Consider the following 15624-nt stretch of genomic DNA (forward strand, 5'->3'; position numbering starts at 1 on the left):
TACACTTACGTATGATTCGGCAAAGACAACGCGTGAGGAGAGGTGTAGTGAAGAGTTATCTGGTCGGTGGCGCAGTCAGGGACGGGTTATTAGGGCTACCGATTAAAGACCGGGATTGGGTCGTGGTTGGCGCTACACCGCAGCAAATGCTTGACGCGGGCTACCAGCAGGTAGGCCGCGATTTTCCCGTGTTTCTCCATCCTGAAAGCCACGAAGAGTACGCGCTGGCCCGTACCGAGCGTAAATCCGGTTCCGGCTACACCGGTTTCACCTGCTACGCCGCCCCGGACGTTACCCTCGAAGACGATTTACAGCGTCGCGATTTGACGGTTAACGCACTCGCTCAGGATACCGACGGCACGCTGATCGATCCCTATCACGGGCAGGCGGACCTGCAAAACCGCCTCCTGCGCCATGTTTCTCCCGCCTTTAGTGAAGATCCGTTACGTGTACTGCGCGTGGCGCGATTCGCCGCCCGCTATGCGCACCTGAGTTTTCGCATCGCCGATGAAACGATAGCGTTGATGCGCGAGATGACCGCCGCTGGCGAACTGGAACATCTGACGCCCGAGCGGGTATGGAAAGAGACGGAAGGGGCGCTCGGCACGCGTAATCCTCAGGTTTATTTTCAGGTGCTGCGCGACTGCGGCGCATTAAAGGTTCTGTTTCCTGAACTGGATGCATTATTCGGTATCCCCGCCCCGGCAAAATGGCATCCGGAAATCGACACCGGTATTCATACCCTGATGACGCTTTCAATGGCGGCGATGCTCAGCCCGGCGATTGATGTGCGCTTCGCCACCCTGTGCCACGATCTCGGCAAGGGTCTGACGCCCAAAGAACTATGGCCACGGCATCACGGTCACGGTCCGGCAGGCGTCCGTCTGGTCAGCGAAATCTGTGCGCGCCTGCGGGTGCCGAACGACATTCGCGATTTAGCGAAGCTGGTGGCGGAGTATCACGATCTCATCCATACCTTCCCGCTGCTACAGCCCAAAACCATCGTTAAACTGTTTGACTCTATCGACGCCTGGCGCAAGCCGCAGCGCGTGGAGCAGATCGCTTTAACCAGCGAAGCCGACGTGCGGGGTCGCACCGGGTTTGAAAGCAATGCGTATCCGCAAGGACGCCAGCTACGCGCCGCATGGGAAGTTGCCCGTGCAGTGCCGGTTAATGAGGTGGTGGAAGCAGGATTTCAGGGACCGGAGATCAGAGAAGAGTTAACCCGTCGTCGCATCCGGGCCGTGGCCCAGTGGAAAGATAAAAACTGCCCCCAGCCGGAAAGCTGAGGGCCGGATCTTACATAAAGACCGCGTAGACCGCGGCTGCCACGATAAAACGGTAGATGGCGAACGGAATAAACGAAATCCGTTTGATGATATGCAGGAAGGTTTTGATGGCGATCAGCGCTACAACAAAGGCGGTGATGAAGCCCACGGCAAACATCGGAATATCCGCAACCGATAAAAAGCCGATGCTCTTATAGAGATCCAGCGCGGTGGCGCCCATCATCATCGGCACCGCCAGCAGGAACGAGAATTCAGATGCGGCATAGCGGCTGACGCCCATCAGCATCCCGCCGGAGATTGTCGCCCCGGAGCGGGAGAAACCCGGCCACAGCGCCAGACACTGAAAACAGCCAATCATAAACGCCTGACGATACGTCATGTCGTCCACCCCTACGGCGCGCGGCTCTTTCGGCTTGAGACACTCGGCGGCAATCAGTAACAGGCCACCGACGACCAGCGCATACATCACGTTAATCGGGTTAAACAACGATTTAATCGTATCGTGGAATACCAGACCCAGCACCACCGCCGGGATCATACCGAGAAGGATATGAATGAGGGACAGACGACCCTTGCCAGTCCCTTCATGCTGCGGCTTGCGGCCAAAATGGATGCCAATCAGGCCAAACAGACGACGCCAGAACATCACCACCACCGCCAGAATTGAACCTAACTGGATGACCACTTCAAAGGTTTTCGCCGTTTCGTCTTCAAAGCCCAGCAGGTGGCCGACGATAATCATGTGACCGGTACTGGAAACAGGCAGAAACTCTGTCAATCCTTCGACCACGCCCAATATCGCCGCAATCAGCAGCGAATGCATATCGCTCATCAGGTAAACCCCTAAAAGATAAATGAATGAAACCCAAAATAATCCTGCATTATGACCAGCATTATCGCGCTGCGTTTAATAATACTTTATTTAAATGTTTTCTTTAGGAATATTGCCACGCTCAATGATTACGCCAACGCTTGCCGCCCGCGCTACCGCCCCCGGCTTACTGACTTTGATGCGCACCCACGGTGACGGAAAACGTTCCAGTAGCAGAGTCGCAACTTCTTCCGCGACGCGCTCGACCAGCGCAAAGCGCCCGCCTTCCACATGGCTGACCACCAGCTCGCTGACGTCGGCGTAGCTCAGACAGTCGGCGACATCATCGCTGGCCGCCGCTTTACGGTTATCCCACGCCATTTCGATATCGAACATGAGCTTTTGTTCGATAGTTTGCTCCCAGTCATACACGCCAATAGTGGTGATTACCGAAAGTTGCTCTATAAATACAATATCCATCATGACCTGCCTTTTTGGCTAAACCGGATACCACTTCCGGCGAATTATGCGTATTATCCACAGATGCAGAGAATAAACCGATTTTTTCTAAACGGAACAGCGTTATGAGTGCAATCGCGCCTGGAATGATCTTCCTTGCCTACCTTTGCGGCTCAATTTCCAGCGCCATTCTGGTCTGCCGCATTGCAGGTTTACCCGATCCGCGCGATAGCGGTTCCGGTAATCCGGGGGCGACCAATGTTTTACGAATTGGCGGCAAGGGAGCAGCCGTAACCGTACTGATTTTTGATGTCTTAAAAGGCATGCTGCCGGTCTGGGGCGCGTATGCGCTGGGCCTTGCGCCTTTCTGGCTGGGGTTAATTGCCATCGCCGCCTGCCTCGGGCACATCTGGCCCGTCTTCTTCCATTTTCGCGGTGGCAAAGGCGTTGCGACAGCCTTCGGTGCCATTGCGCCTATCGGCTGGGACCTGACCGGCGTGATGGCCGGAACCTGGCTGCTGACAATTTTGCTGAGCGGCTATTCCTCGCTGGGTGCTATCGTCAGCGCATTGATCGCGCCCTTCTACGTGTGGTGGTTCAGACCGGAGTTTACCTTCCCGGTCTCGATGCTGTCGTGCCTGATCCTGCTCCGTCATCACGACAACATCCAGCGGCTCTGGCGTCGTCAGGAGACCAAAATCTGGACCCGGCTAAAGAAGAAAAAGCAAAAAGACGCGGATGGCGGTCGTGATGCCTGATGGCGCTTCGCTTATCAGGCCTACAACATTTCCCGACATCATGCCGCCATAAGAAATGACTATCCTTTCGTAGGCCCGGATAAGGCGCAGCCGCCATCCGGCATTACGCCAGCGTCGTTCGTCTGCTTTACCCCTCTTGTTGCCCTCCCGTTATGACTTATAACCAAATGTGATTTAGCTCACTTTCTTCCGCTGGGTACTCTTTCACAACACATCGCCAACACAACTATACAAAAAATGACTGAAATCACTGAATCTGCTGCCGTTGCAACGGCAGGCAATGCCCCTGGCGGCGACATTAAATGGGTGCGGAACGCCTCCGACGTCACGCAACTGGTGAACACCGGATCGCAGGGACGGGCTAACGCCCGGATCGTCATCGGCATTGCGCTGGGCGGCATTTTCCTCGACGCTTACGATCTCGGCGCGCTGGCGTTTGGCATCAAAGACATTACCCGCGAGTTCAACCTGACGCCCGCGGGCACCGGAATGGTAGCGTCGGCCATCACCTTCGGCGCGATTGTCGGGGCCTTAATTGGCGGTTATCTCACGGATAAAATCGGCCGCTACCGGGTGTTTATGGCCGACATGATCTTCTTCGTGGTCGCCGCAATTGCCTGCGCCTTTGCGCCGAACGAATACGCGCTCGCCGGCGCGCGCTTTGTGATGGGATTGGGCGTTGGCATCGATCTTCCCGTAGCCATGGCCTTCCTGAGCGAGTTCGCCAGGCTGAAAGGCCCCGGCAACAAAGCCGCCAGCGTCGCCATGTGGTGTCCGACGTGGTACGCCGCCATCAGCATTTCCTACCTGCTGGTGCTCTTCTTCTATGCCGTTCTGCCGGAAAGCCACAGCGACTGGCTGTGGCGGATCATCCTCGGCTTTGGGGCCATTCCCGCGCTGGTGATTATCGCCATTCGCAGCCGCTATATGAGCGAATCTCCGGTGTGGGCGGCAAATCAGGGCAACCTGAAAGAAGCTGCGTCGATACTGCGCAAGGCTTACAACATTAACGCTCACGTTCCGCAAGATGCGCTGGATCGGCCTGCGCCGGTGGTCAATAAAGCCAGATGGCAAAACTATCTGGATCTGTTTCGCGGCGTGTATTTACGCCGTACCACGCTGGCCACGCTGCTGTCGGTGGTCTCGTCGTTTGCCTATAACGCCGTGGCGTTTGGTCTGCCGGTGATCATCTCCAGCTTCTTCGTACAGTCGATGCTCACCACCATTCTGATTTCGCTGGCGCTGAACCTGCTGTTTGCCTTCGTGGGTGGCCTGCTGGCCGTACGGCTGGTGCCGCGCTTCGGCGCATGGCGGATGTCGCTCGGCGGCTATGCCTGCCAGCTGATTGCGCTGCTGGTGCTGGCGCTGATTGGCCGACCGGAAGGCGCGGCGGAAGGGGTGGCGTCAGTCGCGATGCTGGCGCTATTTCTATTTGGTCAGGGGTTTGGACCGGGCGCACATACCATGGCGTTCGCCTCCCTCAGCTACCCGACTTCGCTGCGCGGCGTCGGCGTGGGTCTTAACCAGACGCTGATGCGCAGCAGCTCTACGTTGTCGCTGTTCCTGTTCCCGCTGCTGGTGGCCTCGCTGGATACCGCCGTGTTCTGGATCATCGCCCTCGCACCGTTGATTGGTCTGGTGTCGCTACTGGCGATCCGCTGGGAGCCGTCAGGCTACGATATCGACGCCGAAGATTATCGGTAATCTTCCTGAAACGGCGCAGAAATGCGCCGTTTTATCATCCATCCATAAGCGACTTGTATGACCGCGTTGATTTCCGCCAGGGCATACTAAAACAGTACATCGCGAGCGGACGGATGCAGCATGGTTGTTACCCAGGTCACTGATAAAACGTATAAAGGCTGGCAGGCATCGCTTGCATTGCAGTTTTGTCATACCGCGGAAAAAACCCTTCTGCGCTCCGCCCGCCACAGCGGTCCGCTCACCGTACAGCGGCCTTTTTATCCTGAAGGCGATACCTGCCATCTCTATTTGCTGCACCCTCCCGGCGGAATTGTCGGCGGTGACGAGTTGACGATTACCGTCAGCCTCGATCCTGCAAGCCATGCGCTACTGACGATGCCGGGCGCGAGCAAATTTTATCGCAGCGGCGGTGCTACCGCCCGGCTGAATCAGCGCTTCGATCTCGCCCCGGACGCCACGCTGGAATGGCTGCCGCAGGATGCGATTTTCTTCCCCGGTGCGCAGGCCCGCGTGCAAACCGTTTTTCATCTCAGCATCGGTTCTCGCCTGCTGGCGTGGGATCTGCTGTGCCTTGGCCGCCCGGTCATCGGCGAGTCTTTTAGCCGGGGGAAACTGGACAACCGGCTGGAAGTGTGGAAAGACGGCGTGCCGCTGCTGATTGAACGTCTGCACCTGGCGGACGGCGATCTGTCGCCCGTGGCGAATCACCCCTGGGTCGGCACGCTGCTGTTTTATCCGGCCACTGAAATGCTGCTGGACGCCGTGCGTGAAAGGCTCGCTCCGCTGGGCGCGTTCGCTGGCGCGACCCTCGTCGACAGCCTTCTGACCGTGCGGTTTCTCAGCGATGACAATTTAATTTGCCTGCGGGCGATGCGCGACATCTGGTGCTTTATGCGTCCTCACCTGCTGCAAAAACCTCCCGTACTCCCCCGTATCTGGCAGACATAAGAGACTCCTATGGAATTGACGCCGAGAGAAAAAGATAAGCTGCTGTTATTTACCGCCGCGCTTGTGGCGGAAAGACGCCTCGCCCGCGGCCTGAAGCTTAACTATCCGGAAGCCGTGGCGCTGATCAGCGCCTTTATTATGGAAGGCGCGCGCGACGGCAAAAGCGTGGCGGCGCTGATGGAAGACGGACGTCATGTGCTGACCCGCGATCAGGTGATGGAAGGCATTCCGGAGATGATCCCCGACATCCAGGTCGAGGCTACCTTCCCGGACGGATCGAAGCTGGTCACCGTCCATCATCCGATTATCTGAGGAGGAAATATGATCCCAGGCGAGTACAGGATCCAGTCCGGCGACATTGAGATTAACGTTGGCCGTCCGACGCTGACAGTGATTGTCGAAAACCACGGCGATCGGCCAATTCAGGTGGGATCGCATTATCATTTTTACGAGGTCAATCCGGCGCTGAAGTTCGATCGCGAATCCTGCAAAGGTTATCGATTGAATATAGCCTCGGGTACGGCAGTACGTTTTGAACCCGGGCAAAAGCGCGACGTAATGCTGGTCGCCGTCGCCGGTGCGCGACGCATATTCGGCTTTCGCGGTGACGTGATGGATAGCCTGGAGGCCGATCATGACTAAGATTTCTCGTCAGGCCTGGGCCGATATGTTCGGTCCCACTACCGGTGACAAAGTGCGGCTGGCGGACAGCGAACTGTGGATCGAGGTGGAGAAGGACTTCACCACGCCCGGCGAAGAGGTGAAATTCGGCGGTGGCAAGGTGATCCGCGACGGCATGGGTCAGGGACAAATGCCCGCCAGCGAGTGCGTGGATCTGGTGCTGACCAACGCGCTGATTATCGATCACTGGGGGATCGTCAAAGCGGATATCGGCGTTAAAGACGGTCGGATCTTTGCGATCGGCAAAGCCGGTAATCCGGATATTCAGCCTGATGTGACGATCCCGATTGGGGTGGCGACGGAGGTGATCGCCGCTGAAGGGAAGATCGTCACCGCAGGCGGTGTGGATACGCATATTCACTGGATCTGTCCGCAGCAGGCTGAGGAAGCGCTGATCTCCGGCGTGACCACCATGATCGGCGGTGGCACCGGTCCGGCGGCGGGGACGAATGCCACGACCTGTACCCCCGGCCCGTGGTACATCGCCCGTATGCTCCAGGCGGCGGATGCGCTGCCGGTCAACATTGGCCTGCTTGGTAAAGGCAACGGCTCAAACCCGGAAACCCTGCGCGAGCAGGTAGCGGCGGGGGCGATCGGCCTGAAAATCCATGAAGACTGGGGCGCGACGCCCGCCGCGATTAATTGCTCGCTGACCGTCGCCGACGAGATGGATGTTCAGGTGGCGCTGCACAGCGACACGCTTAATGAGTCCGGCTTCGTTGAAGATACGCTGGCGGCGATAGGCGATCGCACCATCCATACCTTTCATACCGAAGGCGCGGGCGGCGGCCACGCGCCGGATATTATCACCGCCTGCGCACACCCCAATATTCTGCCCTCTTCCACCAACCCGACGCTGCCGTATACCGTCAATACCATCGACGAACATCTCGATATGCTGATGGTCTGCCATCATCTTGACCCGGATATTGCCGAGGACGTGGCGTTTGCCGAGTCGCGCATCCGCCGGGAGACCATCGCCGCTGAAGATGTACTGCACGATGTCGGCGCGTTCTCGCTGACGTCGTCGGACTCGCAGGCCATGGGACGCGTCGGTGAAGTGATCCTGCGTACCTGGCAGGTAGCGCACCGAATGAAGGTTCAACGCGGCGCGCTGCCCGAAGAGACGGGCGATAACGATAATTTCCGCGTGAAGCGCTATATCGCCAAATACACCATTAACCCGGCGCTGACCCACGGAATCGCTCATGAAGTCGGCTCGGTCGAAGCGGGGAAACTGGCGGATCTGGTGGTCTGGTCGCCTGCCTTTTTTGGCGTTAAACCGGCGACGATTGTGAAAGGCGGGATGATTGCCGCCGCGCCGATGGGCGATATCAACGCCTCGATCCCCACGCCGCAGCCGGTGCACTACCGGCCGATGTTCGGCGCGCTGGGGGCCGCACGTCACGCCTGCCGGATGACGTTTATTTCGCAGGCGGCGCAGGCCGCCAGTATTCCGCAGCAGCTGAATTTGCAGAGCAGCATCGGCATGGTGAAAGGCTGCCGGACGGTGAAAAAGCGCGACATGATCCACAACCATCTGCAACCTAACATTACCGTTGATGCCCAGACCTACGAGGTACGCATTGACGGGGAACTCATTACCAGCGAGCCGGCGGACGTGCTGCCAATGGCACAACGCTATTTTCTGTTTTAAGGAGTCGCTATGCTCTATTTAACCACGCGGATTGACGTCCCCGCCCGGATTACGGCGACGGTAACGCTCCCCATCGACGTGCGGGTGAAAAGCCGGGCCAGAGTGACGCTCAGCGACGGGCGCGAAGCCGGGCTGATGCTGCCGCGCGGCTTGCTGCTGCGCGGCGGCGATGTCCTCAGCAGCGACGACGGCCTGGAAAGGGTTGAAGTGATCGCCGCCGATGAACCGGTCTCCGTCGTGCGCTGCGACGATCCTTTCCTGCTCGCCAGAGCCTGTTATCACCTCGGCAACCGCCATGTTCCGTTGCAGATCCTGCCGGGCGAACTGCGCTACCACCACGATCACGTGCTGGACGATATGCTGCGCCAGTTCGCGCTGGACGTTACGTTTGCTCAGGTGCCGTTTGAGCCGGAGGCCGGGGCATATTCCGGCGAAGCCCACGCACATTCGCACGCGCACTAAATGATCGAGTCTGTACGATTATTGCGCCTGATGCAGCTTGCCAGCAGCAGCCTTCCGGTCGGCTCCTTTACCTGGTCACAGGGGCTGGAATGGGCGACAGAAGCGGGCTGGGTCGCCGATAGCAAGGCTTTTAAGCGCTGGCAGATCCAGCAGATGAAGCACAGCTTCTTTTGCGTGGATCTGCCCATTTTCGCCCGGCTGTACCACGCCTGTGCCGAAGAGGATATCGACCAGGCCCGACGCTGGACGGCGTACCTGCTGGCCTGCCGTGAGACGCGCGAGCTGCGGGAAGAGGAGCGCAATCGCGGCGCGGCCTTTACCCGCCTGGTAACCGACTGGGAGCCGCAATGTACCCCGGCCTGGCGCGCGCTGTTCGCGCAAAGCCAGCTGTGCGGGATGGCCTGGCTCGGCGTGCGCTGGCGGATCGATCTCAACGCACTGGCGCTCAGTCTCGGCTATAGCTGGATCGAAAGTGCGGTGATGGCGGGCGTCAAACTGGTGCCGTTCGGCCAGCAGGCGGCGCAGCAGTTGATCCTGTCTCTGTCCGAGCACTATGCGGCAGGCATGGAAGAGGCGCTGTTGCGTGAGGAGGCTGATATTGGATCGGCCACGCCGCTGACCGCCATCGCTTCTGCACGCCATGAAACTCAATATTCGCGGTTGTTCCGTTCCTGAGGAGAGAACATGTCACACACTAAACATCCGTTGCGCGTCGGCGTCGGCGGCCCGGTCGGGTCCGGCAAAACCGCGCTGCTGGAAGCCTTATGCAAGGCGATGCGTAATACCTATCAGCTGGCGGTCGTCACTAACGATATTTATACCAAAGAAGACCAGCGCATCCTGACCGAAGCGGGCGCACTGGAGCCGGAGCGCATTGTCGGCGTGGAAACCGGCGGCTGTCCGCACACGGCGATCCGTGAAGATGCGTCGATGAATCTGGCGGCAGTGGAAGCGCTGAGCGAAAAATTCGGCAATCTGGATGTGATTTTCATTGAGAGCGGCGGCGATAACCTGAGCGCCACGTTCAGCCCGGAGCTGGCGGATCTGACGATTTACGTGATCGACGTGGCCGAAGGCGAGAAAATCCCGCGAAAAGGCGGACCAGGGATCACTAAGTCCGATTTTCTGGCGATCAACAAAACCGATCTCGCGCCGTATGTCGGAGCATCGCTGGAGGTGATGGAGCGCGATACGTTAAGAATGCGCGGCGAAAGACCGTGGACGTTCACCAACCTGAAAAGCGGCGACGGTCTGGCGAAGATTATTGCGTTTCTGGAAGATAAAGGGATGCTGAAGGGGTAAGGCTGGTCACAATGCCCGGTGGCGCTGCGCTTACCGGGCCTACGATTATTATGTAAACCGCTGATATTGTAGATTTTGTAGGCCGGGTAAGGCGCAGCCGCCACCCGGCATTCCGCCAGCTTACGCCGCAGGCAGTTCCGCCAGCGGCCAGCGCGGGCGCACGGTCACGCCGAGATCCGCCGTCGCTCCGGCTTTAAAACGCACCATGCCTGCATAGGCGATCATCGCGCCGTTATCGGTACAAAACTCCGGTCGCGCATAAAACACCTCGCCGCGGCGCTTTTGCATCATCTCTGCCAGCTTCGCCCGCAGCGTGCGGTTGGCGCTGACGCCCCCCGCCATCACCAGACGTTTAAACCCGGTCTGATCCAGCGCGCGCTTGCACTTAATCATTAAGGTATCGACCACCGCATCTTCAAACGCGCGGGCGATATCGGCGCGGGTTTGATCGTCAGCGTCGTTATTACGAATCGTATTCGCAGCAAAGGTTTTCAGGCCGGAGAAGCTAAAATCCAGCCCCGGACGATCGGTCATCGGACGCGGGAACACAAAGCGCCCTTCCGTCCCCTGCGCGGCCATTTTTGACAGCATCGGACCGCCGGGGTAATCCAGCCCCAGCAGCTTAGCGGTTTTATCGAACGCTTCACCGGCGGCGTCATCAATCGACTCGCCCAGCAGTTCATACTGGCCGATACCGGTCACGCTGATAAGCTGGGTATGCCCGCCGGAAACCAGCAGCGCAACGAACGGGAATTCAGGCGGATTCTCTTCCAGCATCGGGGCCAGCAGATGCCCTTCCATATGATGAACCGCAATCGCCGGGACGTTCCAGGCAAAGGCCAGCGAGCGCCCCACGGTCGCACCAACCAGCAGCGCGCCAACCAGTCCTGGACCGGCGGTATACGCCACCGCATCAAGATCTTTTGCCGTCAGCCCGGCCTCTTTCAGCGCCACCTGAATCAGCGGCACGGTTTTACGCACATGGTCGCGGGAGGCCAGCTCCGGCACCACGCCGCCGTAGTCAGCGTGTAATTTCACCTGACTATACAATTGGTTGGCTAACAGACCTTTTTCGTCGTCGTAAATGGCGATGCCGGTCTCATCGCAGGATGTTTCAATACCCAGTACACGCATGGCTTGTTTTACCTCATTTCACTACCGCGCAGTGTAGGGCCAACACGGGGTGATGTAAAACTTTGTTCGCCGCAGCAGTCAGCCTCGTGTATACTCCTCTCCCTTATAAAAGTCCCTTTCAAAATCGCTTCGGTGCTTTACAAAGCAGCAGCATTTGCAGTAAAATTCCGCACCATTTTGAAATAAGCTGGCGTTGATGCCAGCGGCAAACCGAATTTATTAAAGGTGAGAGTTACATGCCGGTAATTAAAGTACGTGAAAACGAGCCGTTCGACGTAGCACTGCGTCGCTTCAAGCGTTCATGCGAAAAAGCAGGTGTTCTGGCGGAAGTTCGTCGTCGTGAGTTCTATGAAAAACCGACTACCGAACGTAAACGCGCTAAAGCTTCTGCTGTGAAACGTCACGCGAAGAAACTGGCTCGCGAAAACGCACGCCGTACTCGTCTGTACTAATGATTTGAGAGCCAACGCTCTCATCTGACAGACCGAGTTGTAGTTGTAAGGCCGTGCTTCCGGAAGGAATGCGCGGCTTATTTTCGTTTACGAGTTGGTAAAAATTGTACGGGGCTTATGGCTGGACGAATCCCACGCGTATTTATCAATGACCTGCTGGCGCGCACCGACATCGTCGATCTTATCGATGCGCGGGTGAAGCTCAAAAAGCAGGGCAAGAATTTTCATGCGTGCTGTCCGTTCCATAACGAAAAGACCCCCTCTTTCACCGTTAACGGTGATAAGCAGTTTTACCACTGCTTCGGCTGTGGTGCGCACGGCAATGCCATCGACTTTTTGATGAACTACGACAAGCTCGAGTTCGTCGAAACCGTTGAAGAACTGGCCGCCATGCACAACCTGGAAATTCCGTATGAAGCAGGCAGCGGGCCCACGCAGATTGAGCGTCATCAACGGCAGACCCTTTATCAGTTGATGGATGGCCTGAATGCGTTTTATCAGCAATCTCTTACGCATCCCGCCGCAGAACCCGCGCGTCAGTATCTGGAAAAACGTGGTTTAAGCAGTGACATCATTGCTCGATTTGCCGTCGGCTATGCACCGCCGGGCTGGGATAACGCGTTAAAGCGTTTTGGTGGCAACAGCGAAAACCGCCAGTCGTTAACCGACGCGGGAATGCTGGTCACCAACGATCAGGGACGCAGTTACGACCGCTTTCGCGACCGGGTGATGTTCCCCATTCGTGACAAGCGTGGCCGGGTGATTGGTTTTGGTGGTCGCGTATTGGGTAACGATACGCCGAAATACCTGAACTCGCCGGAAACCGATATTTTCCATAAGGGCCGCCAGCTGTACGGCCTTTATGAAGCGTTACAGCACGCGGCGGAACCGCAGCGTTTGCTGGTGGTCGAAGGGTACATGGACGTGGTCGCGCTGGCGCAGTTTGACATCAACTATGCCGTTGCGTCGCTGGGAACCTCCACCACCGCCGATCATATCCAGCTGCTGTTCCGTTCAACGCCGAACGTGATTTGCTGCTATGACGGCGACCGGGCCGGACGCGATGCCGCGTGGCGCGCGCTGGAAACCGCGATGCCGTATATGACCGATGGCCGGCAGCTACGTTTTATGTTTCTGCCTGATGGTGAAGATCCGGATACGCTGGTGCGTAAAGAGGGTAAAGAGGCGTTTGAAGCGCGTATGGAGCATGCCCAGCCGCTGTCAGCGTTTTTGTTTAATAACCTGTTACCGCAGGTCGATTTAAGCACCCCCGATGGCAGCACGCAGCTTGCGGCCCTCGCGCTACCGCTGATTAACCAGGTGCCGGGTGATGCGCATCGTATTCAGCTACGCCAGACGCTGGGGCTGAAATTAGGTATTTTTGACGACGGCCAGCTTGATCGTTTAATGCCAAAACAGGCAGAAAGTGGCACGGTACGCGCGGCTCCTCAGCTAAAACGCACGACGATGCGTATACTAATAGGGCTGCTATTACAAAATCCGGATTTAGCTCCGCTGGTGCCGCCGCTGACCGGTCTTGATCAAAGTAAGCTGCCCGGGCTTGGCTTATTTGCCGAATTGGTCAACACTTGTTTGTCACAGCCTGGCCTGACCACTGGGCAACTTTTAGAACATTATCGTGGCACAAATGAAGCTGCAACCCTTGAAAAACTGTCGATGTGGGACGATATAGCAGATAAAGAGATTGCAGAAAAAACGTTCACCGACTCGCTTAACCATATGTTTGATTCGTTGCTCAGGCTGCGTCAGGAAGAATTAATCGCTCGCGACCGCACGCATGGTCTGAACAGCGAAGAACGCCGGGAGTTCTGGGAAATCAGACAGGCCCTGGAAAAAAAATGAATTTAACGGCTTAAGTGCCGAATATCGTTCGGGTAGAACCCGACAGCCGCACTGAAGGGCAGCGGCAAAAATATAAGCAAGCCCTCATTAAGTCATACAGGCCGTCGTTTCACCTGCCTCAGCGCAGCGTAAAAGATGAAATGTATTATGTTGGCGGTTCATTTCGCCGACCGACACCAACCTCATGAATTAAGTGTGGATACCGTCTTATGGAGCAAAACCCGCAGTCACAGCTGAAGCTTCTTGTCCAACGTGGTAAGGAGCAAGGCTATCTGACCTATGCCGAGGTCAACGACCATCTGCCGGAAGATATCGTCGACTCAGATCAGATCGAAGACATCATCCAGATGATTAACGATATGGGTATTCAGGTGATGGAAGAAGCACCGGATGCCGACGATCTGTTGCTTGCTGAAAACTCAAACAATACTGACGAAGATGCGGAAGAAGCGGCTGCGCAGGTTCTTTCCAGCGTTGAATCCGAAATCGGGCGCACCACTGACCCGGTCCGCATGTACATGCGTGAAATGGGTACCGTTGAACTTCTGACCCGTGAAGGCGAAATTGACATCGCCAAGCGTATTGAAGACGGTATCAACCAGGTTCAGTGCTCCGTTGCTGAATATCCGGAAGCGATCACCTATCTGCTGGAGCAGTACGATCGCGTTGAAGCGGAAGAGGCTCGCCTTTCCGATCTGATTACCGGTTTTGTCGATCCGAACGCTGAGGAAGATCTGGCTCCGACGGCAACGCACGTCGGCTCTGAACTTTCCAGCGAAGAAATGGATGACGAAGACGAAGACGAGGAAGAAGACGACGACAGCAGCGACGACGATAACAGCATCGATCCTGAGCTGGCGCGCGAGAAATTCGCTGAACTGCGCACGCAGTACATTGTCACCCGCGACACCATTAAGGCAAAAGGCCGCAGCAACGCCGCGTCACAGGAAGAGATCCTGAAACTGTCTGAAGTCTTTAAACAGTTCCGCCTGGTGCCAAAACAGTTCGATTACCTGGTTAACAGTATGCGCGTCATGATGGATCGCGTGCGTACCCAGGAACGTCTCATCATGAAGATGTGCGTCGAACAGTGCAAAATGCCGAAGAAAAACTTCATCACCCTGTTCACCGGCAATGAAACCAGCGAAACCTGGTTCAACGCGGCTATCGCGATGAACAAGCCGTGGTCTGAGAAGCTGCACGATGTCTCTGATGAAGTGCATCGCAGCCTGCAAAAACTGCATCTGATTGAAGAAGAGACCGGCCTGACCATCGAGCAGGTGAAAGACATCAACCGTCGCATGTCCATCGGTGAAGCGAAAGCCCGCCGTGCGAAGAAAGAGATGGTTGAAGCGAACTTACGTCTGGTTATTTCTATCGCGAAAAAATACACCAACCGTGGCCTGCAATTCCTCGATCTGATCCAGGAAGGCAACATCGGTCTGATGAAAGCGGTCGATAAGTTTGAATATCGTCGTGGTTACAAGTTCTCCACCTACGCAACATGGTGGATCCGTCAGGCGATCACCCGCTCTATCGCGGACCAGGCGCGCACCATCCGTATTCCGGTGCATATGATTGAGACCATCAACAAGCTCAACCGTATTTCTCGCCAGATGCTGCAAGAGATGGGCCGTGAGCCGACGCCGGAAGAGCTGGCCGAACGCATGCTGATGCCGGAAGACAAAATCCGTAAAGTGCTGAAAATCGCCAAAGAGCCTATCTCCATGGAAACGCCGATCGGCGACGATGAAGATTCGCATCTGGGTGATTTCATCGAGGATACCACCCTCGAGCTGCCGCTGGATTCTGCAACTACCGAGAGCCTGCGTGCCGCCACGCACGATGTGCTGGCTGGCCTGACCGCCCGTGAAGCGAAAGTCCTGCGTATGCGTTTCGGTATCGATATGAACACCGATCACACGCTGGAAGAAGTGGGTAAACAGTTTGACGTTACCCGCGAACGTATCCGTCAGATCGAAGCCAAGGCGCTGCGTAAACTGCGCCACCCGAGCCGTTCTGAAGTGCTGCGTAGCTTCCTCGACGATTAATCACTTCCGTCCTTCAATAAAGCCCTCCTCGTGAGGGCTTTGTTTTAACTGGA

16 protein-coding genes are annotated in these 15624 nt (G+C 56.8%); 13 read left to right on the forward strand and 3 right to left on the reverse strand.

What is annotated here, in order from left to right; all coding sequences use genetic code 11:
* Nucleotides 1-47 precede the first annotated feature (47 nt).
* Nucleotides 48-1289: a multifunctional CCA addition/repair protein gene (locus P0H77_RS19180; RefSeq protein ID WP_276158797.1), complete on the forward strand. Its 1242-nt coding sequence runs from the start codon at nucleotides 48-50 to the stop codon at nucleotides 1287-1289.
* Between the two features lie 10 nt (nucleotides 1290-1299).
* Here the strand turns inward: P0H77_RS19180 and bacA are convergent, their stop codons facing one another.
* Both bacA and folB read right to left on the reverse strand, forming a co-directional pair.
* Nucleotides 1300-2121, reverse strand: a complete 822-nt coding sequence (gene bacA, locus P0H77_RS19185; protein ID WP_103677026.1) for an undecaprenyl-diphosphate phosphatase — start codon at nucleotides 2119-2121, stop codon at nucleotides 1300-1302.
* A 90-nt stretch (nucleotides 2122-2211) separates the two neighbouring features.
* Nucleotides 2212-2580, reverse strand: a complete 369-nt coding sequence (gene folB, locus P0H77_RS19190) for a bifunctional dihydroneopterin aldolase/7,8-dihydroneopterin epimerase (protein ID WP_194206924.1) — start codon at nucleotides 2578-2580, stop codon at nucleotides 2212-2214.
* A gap of 104 nt (nucleotides 2581-2684) precedes the next feature.
* On the opposite strand from folB, the gene plsY reads away from it, so the two are divergent.
* The 9 genes from plsY (at nucleotide 2685) to ureG (ending at nucleotide 10071) form a co-directional block, all read left to right on the forward strand.
* Complete coding sequence (gene plsY / locus P0H77_RS19195; protein WP_276158798.1) at nucleotides 2685-3317, forward strand: glycerol-3-phosphate 1-O-acyltransferase PlsY; 633 nt, start codon at nucleotides 2685-2687, stop codon at nucleotides 3315-3317.
* 237 nt (nucleotides 3318-3554) lie between these two features.
* Complete coding sequence (locus tag P0H77_RS19200; protein WP_276158799.1) at nucleotides 3555-5021, forward strand: MFS transporter; 1467 nt, start codon at nucleotides 3555-3557, stop codon at nucleotides 5019-5021.
* A gap of 120 nt (nucleotides 5022-5141) precedes the next feature.
* Nucleotides 5142-5969, forward strand: a complete 828-nt coding sequence (locus P0H77_RS19205; protein ID WP_276158800.1) for an urease accessory protein UreD — start codon at nucleotides 5142-5144, stop codon at nucleotides 5967-5969.
* 9 nt (nucleotides 5970-5978) lie between these two features.
* On the forward strand, nucleotides 5979-6281 hold the full coding sequence (locus P0H77_RS19210) for an urease subunit gamma (RefSeq protein WP_276158801.1): 303 nt from the start codon (nucleotides 5979-5981) through the stop codon (nucleotides 6279-6281).
* 9 nt (nucleotides 6282-6290) lie between these two features.
* A complete protein-coding gene (locus P0H77_RS19215) occupies nucleotides 6291-6611 on the forward strand; it encodes an urease subunit beta (protein WP_276158802.1) in 321 nt (106 codons plus the stop codon).
* Nucleotides 6604-8307, forward strand: coding sequence for an urease subunit alpha (gene ureC / locus P0H77_RS19220; RefSeq protein WP_276158803.1), 1704 nt, complete (start codon nucleotides 6604-6606; stop codon nucleotides 8305-8307). Before P0H77_RS19215 ends, ureC begins: the two co-directional genes overlap by 8 nt.
* Nucleotides 8308-8316: 9 nt before the next feature.
* Entirely contained in the window at nucleotides 8317-8769 is a 453-nt protein-coding gene (gene ureE / locus P0H77_RS19225; protein ID WP_276158804.1) for an urease accessory protein UreE, read from the forward strand.
* A complete protein-coding gene (locus tag P0H77_RS19230; protein ID WP_276158805.1) occupies nucleotides 8770-9444 on the forward strand; it encodes an urease accessory protein UreF in 675 nt (224 codons plus the stop codon).
* 9 nt (nucleotides 9445-9453) lie between these two features.
* Entirely contained in the window at nucleotides 9454-10071 is a 618-nt protein-coding gene (ureG, locus tag P0H77_RS19235) for an urease accessory protein UreG (protein ID WP_276158806.1), read from the forward strand.
* 120 nt (nucleotides 10072-10191) lie between these two features.
* Here the strand turns inward: ureG and tsaD are convergent, their stop codons facing one another.
* The gene (gene tsaD / locus P0H77_RS19240) at nucleotides 10192-11205 is read right to left on the reverse strand and encodes a tRNA (adenosine(37)-N6)-threonylcarbamoyltransferase complex transferase subunit TsaD (protein ID WP_276158807.1); all 1014 of its coding nucleotides are present in this window, start codon (nucleotides 11203-11205) and stop codon (nucleotides 10192-10194) included.
* 236 nt (nucleotides 11206-11441) lie between these two features.
* Between tsaD and rpsU the strand changes: the two genes are divergently transcribed.
* From rpsU to rpoD, 3 genes are all read left to right on the forward strand, one after another.
* A complete protein-coding gene (rpsU, locus tag P0H77_RS19245; RefSeq protein WP_001144069.1) occupies nucleotides 11442-11657 on the forward strand; it encodes a 30S ribosomal protein S21 in 216 nt (71 codons plus the stop codon).
* Nucleotides 11658-11774: 117 nt separating this feature from the next.
* Nucleotides 11775-13520 (forward strand): DNA primase, encoded by a 1746-nt coding sequence (dnaG, locus tag P0H77_RS19250; RefSeq protein ID WP_276158815.1) that lies wholly within the window; start codon nucleotides 11775-11777, stop codon nucleotides 13518-13520.
* A gap of 209 nt (nucleotides 13521-13729) precedes the next feature.
* Nucleotides 13730-15571, forward strand: coding sequence for an RNA polymerase sigma factor RpoD (gene rpoD, locus P0H77_RS19255; RefSeq protein ID WP_276158816.1), 1842 nt, complete (start codon nucleotides 13730-13732; stop codon nucleotides 15569-15571).
* Nucleotides 15572-15624 lie beyond the last annotated feature (53 nt).

The sequence above is a fragment of the Superficieibacter sp. HKU1 genome, assembly GCF_029319185.1.
Lineage (GTDB): Bacteria > Pseudomonadota > Gammaproteobacteria > Enterobacterales > Enterobacteriaceae > Superficieibacter.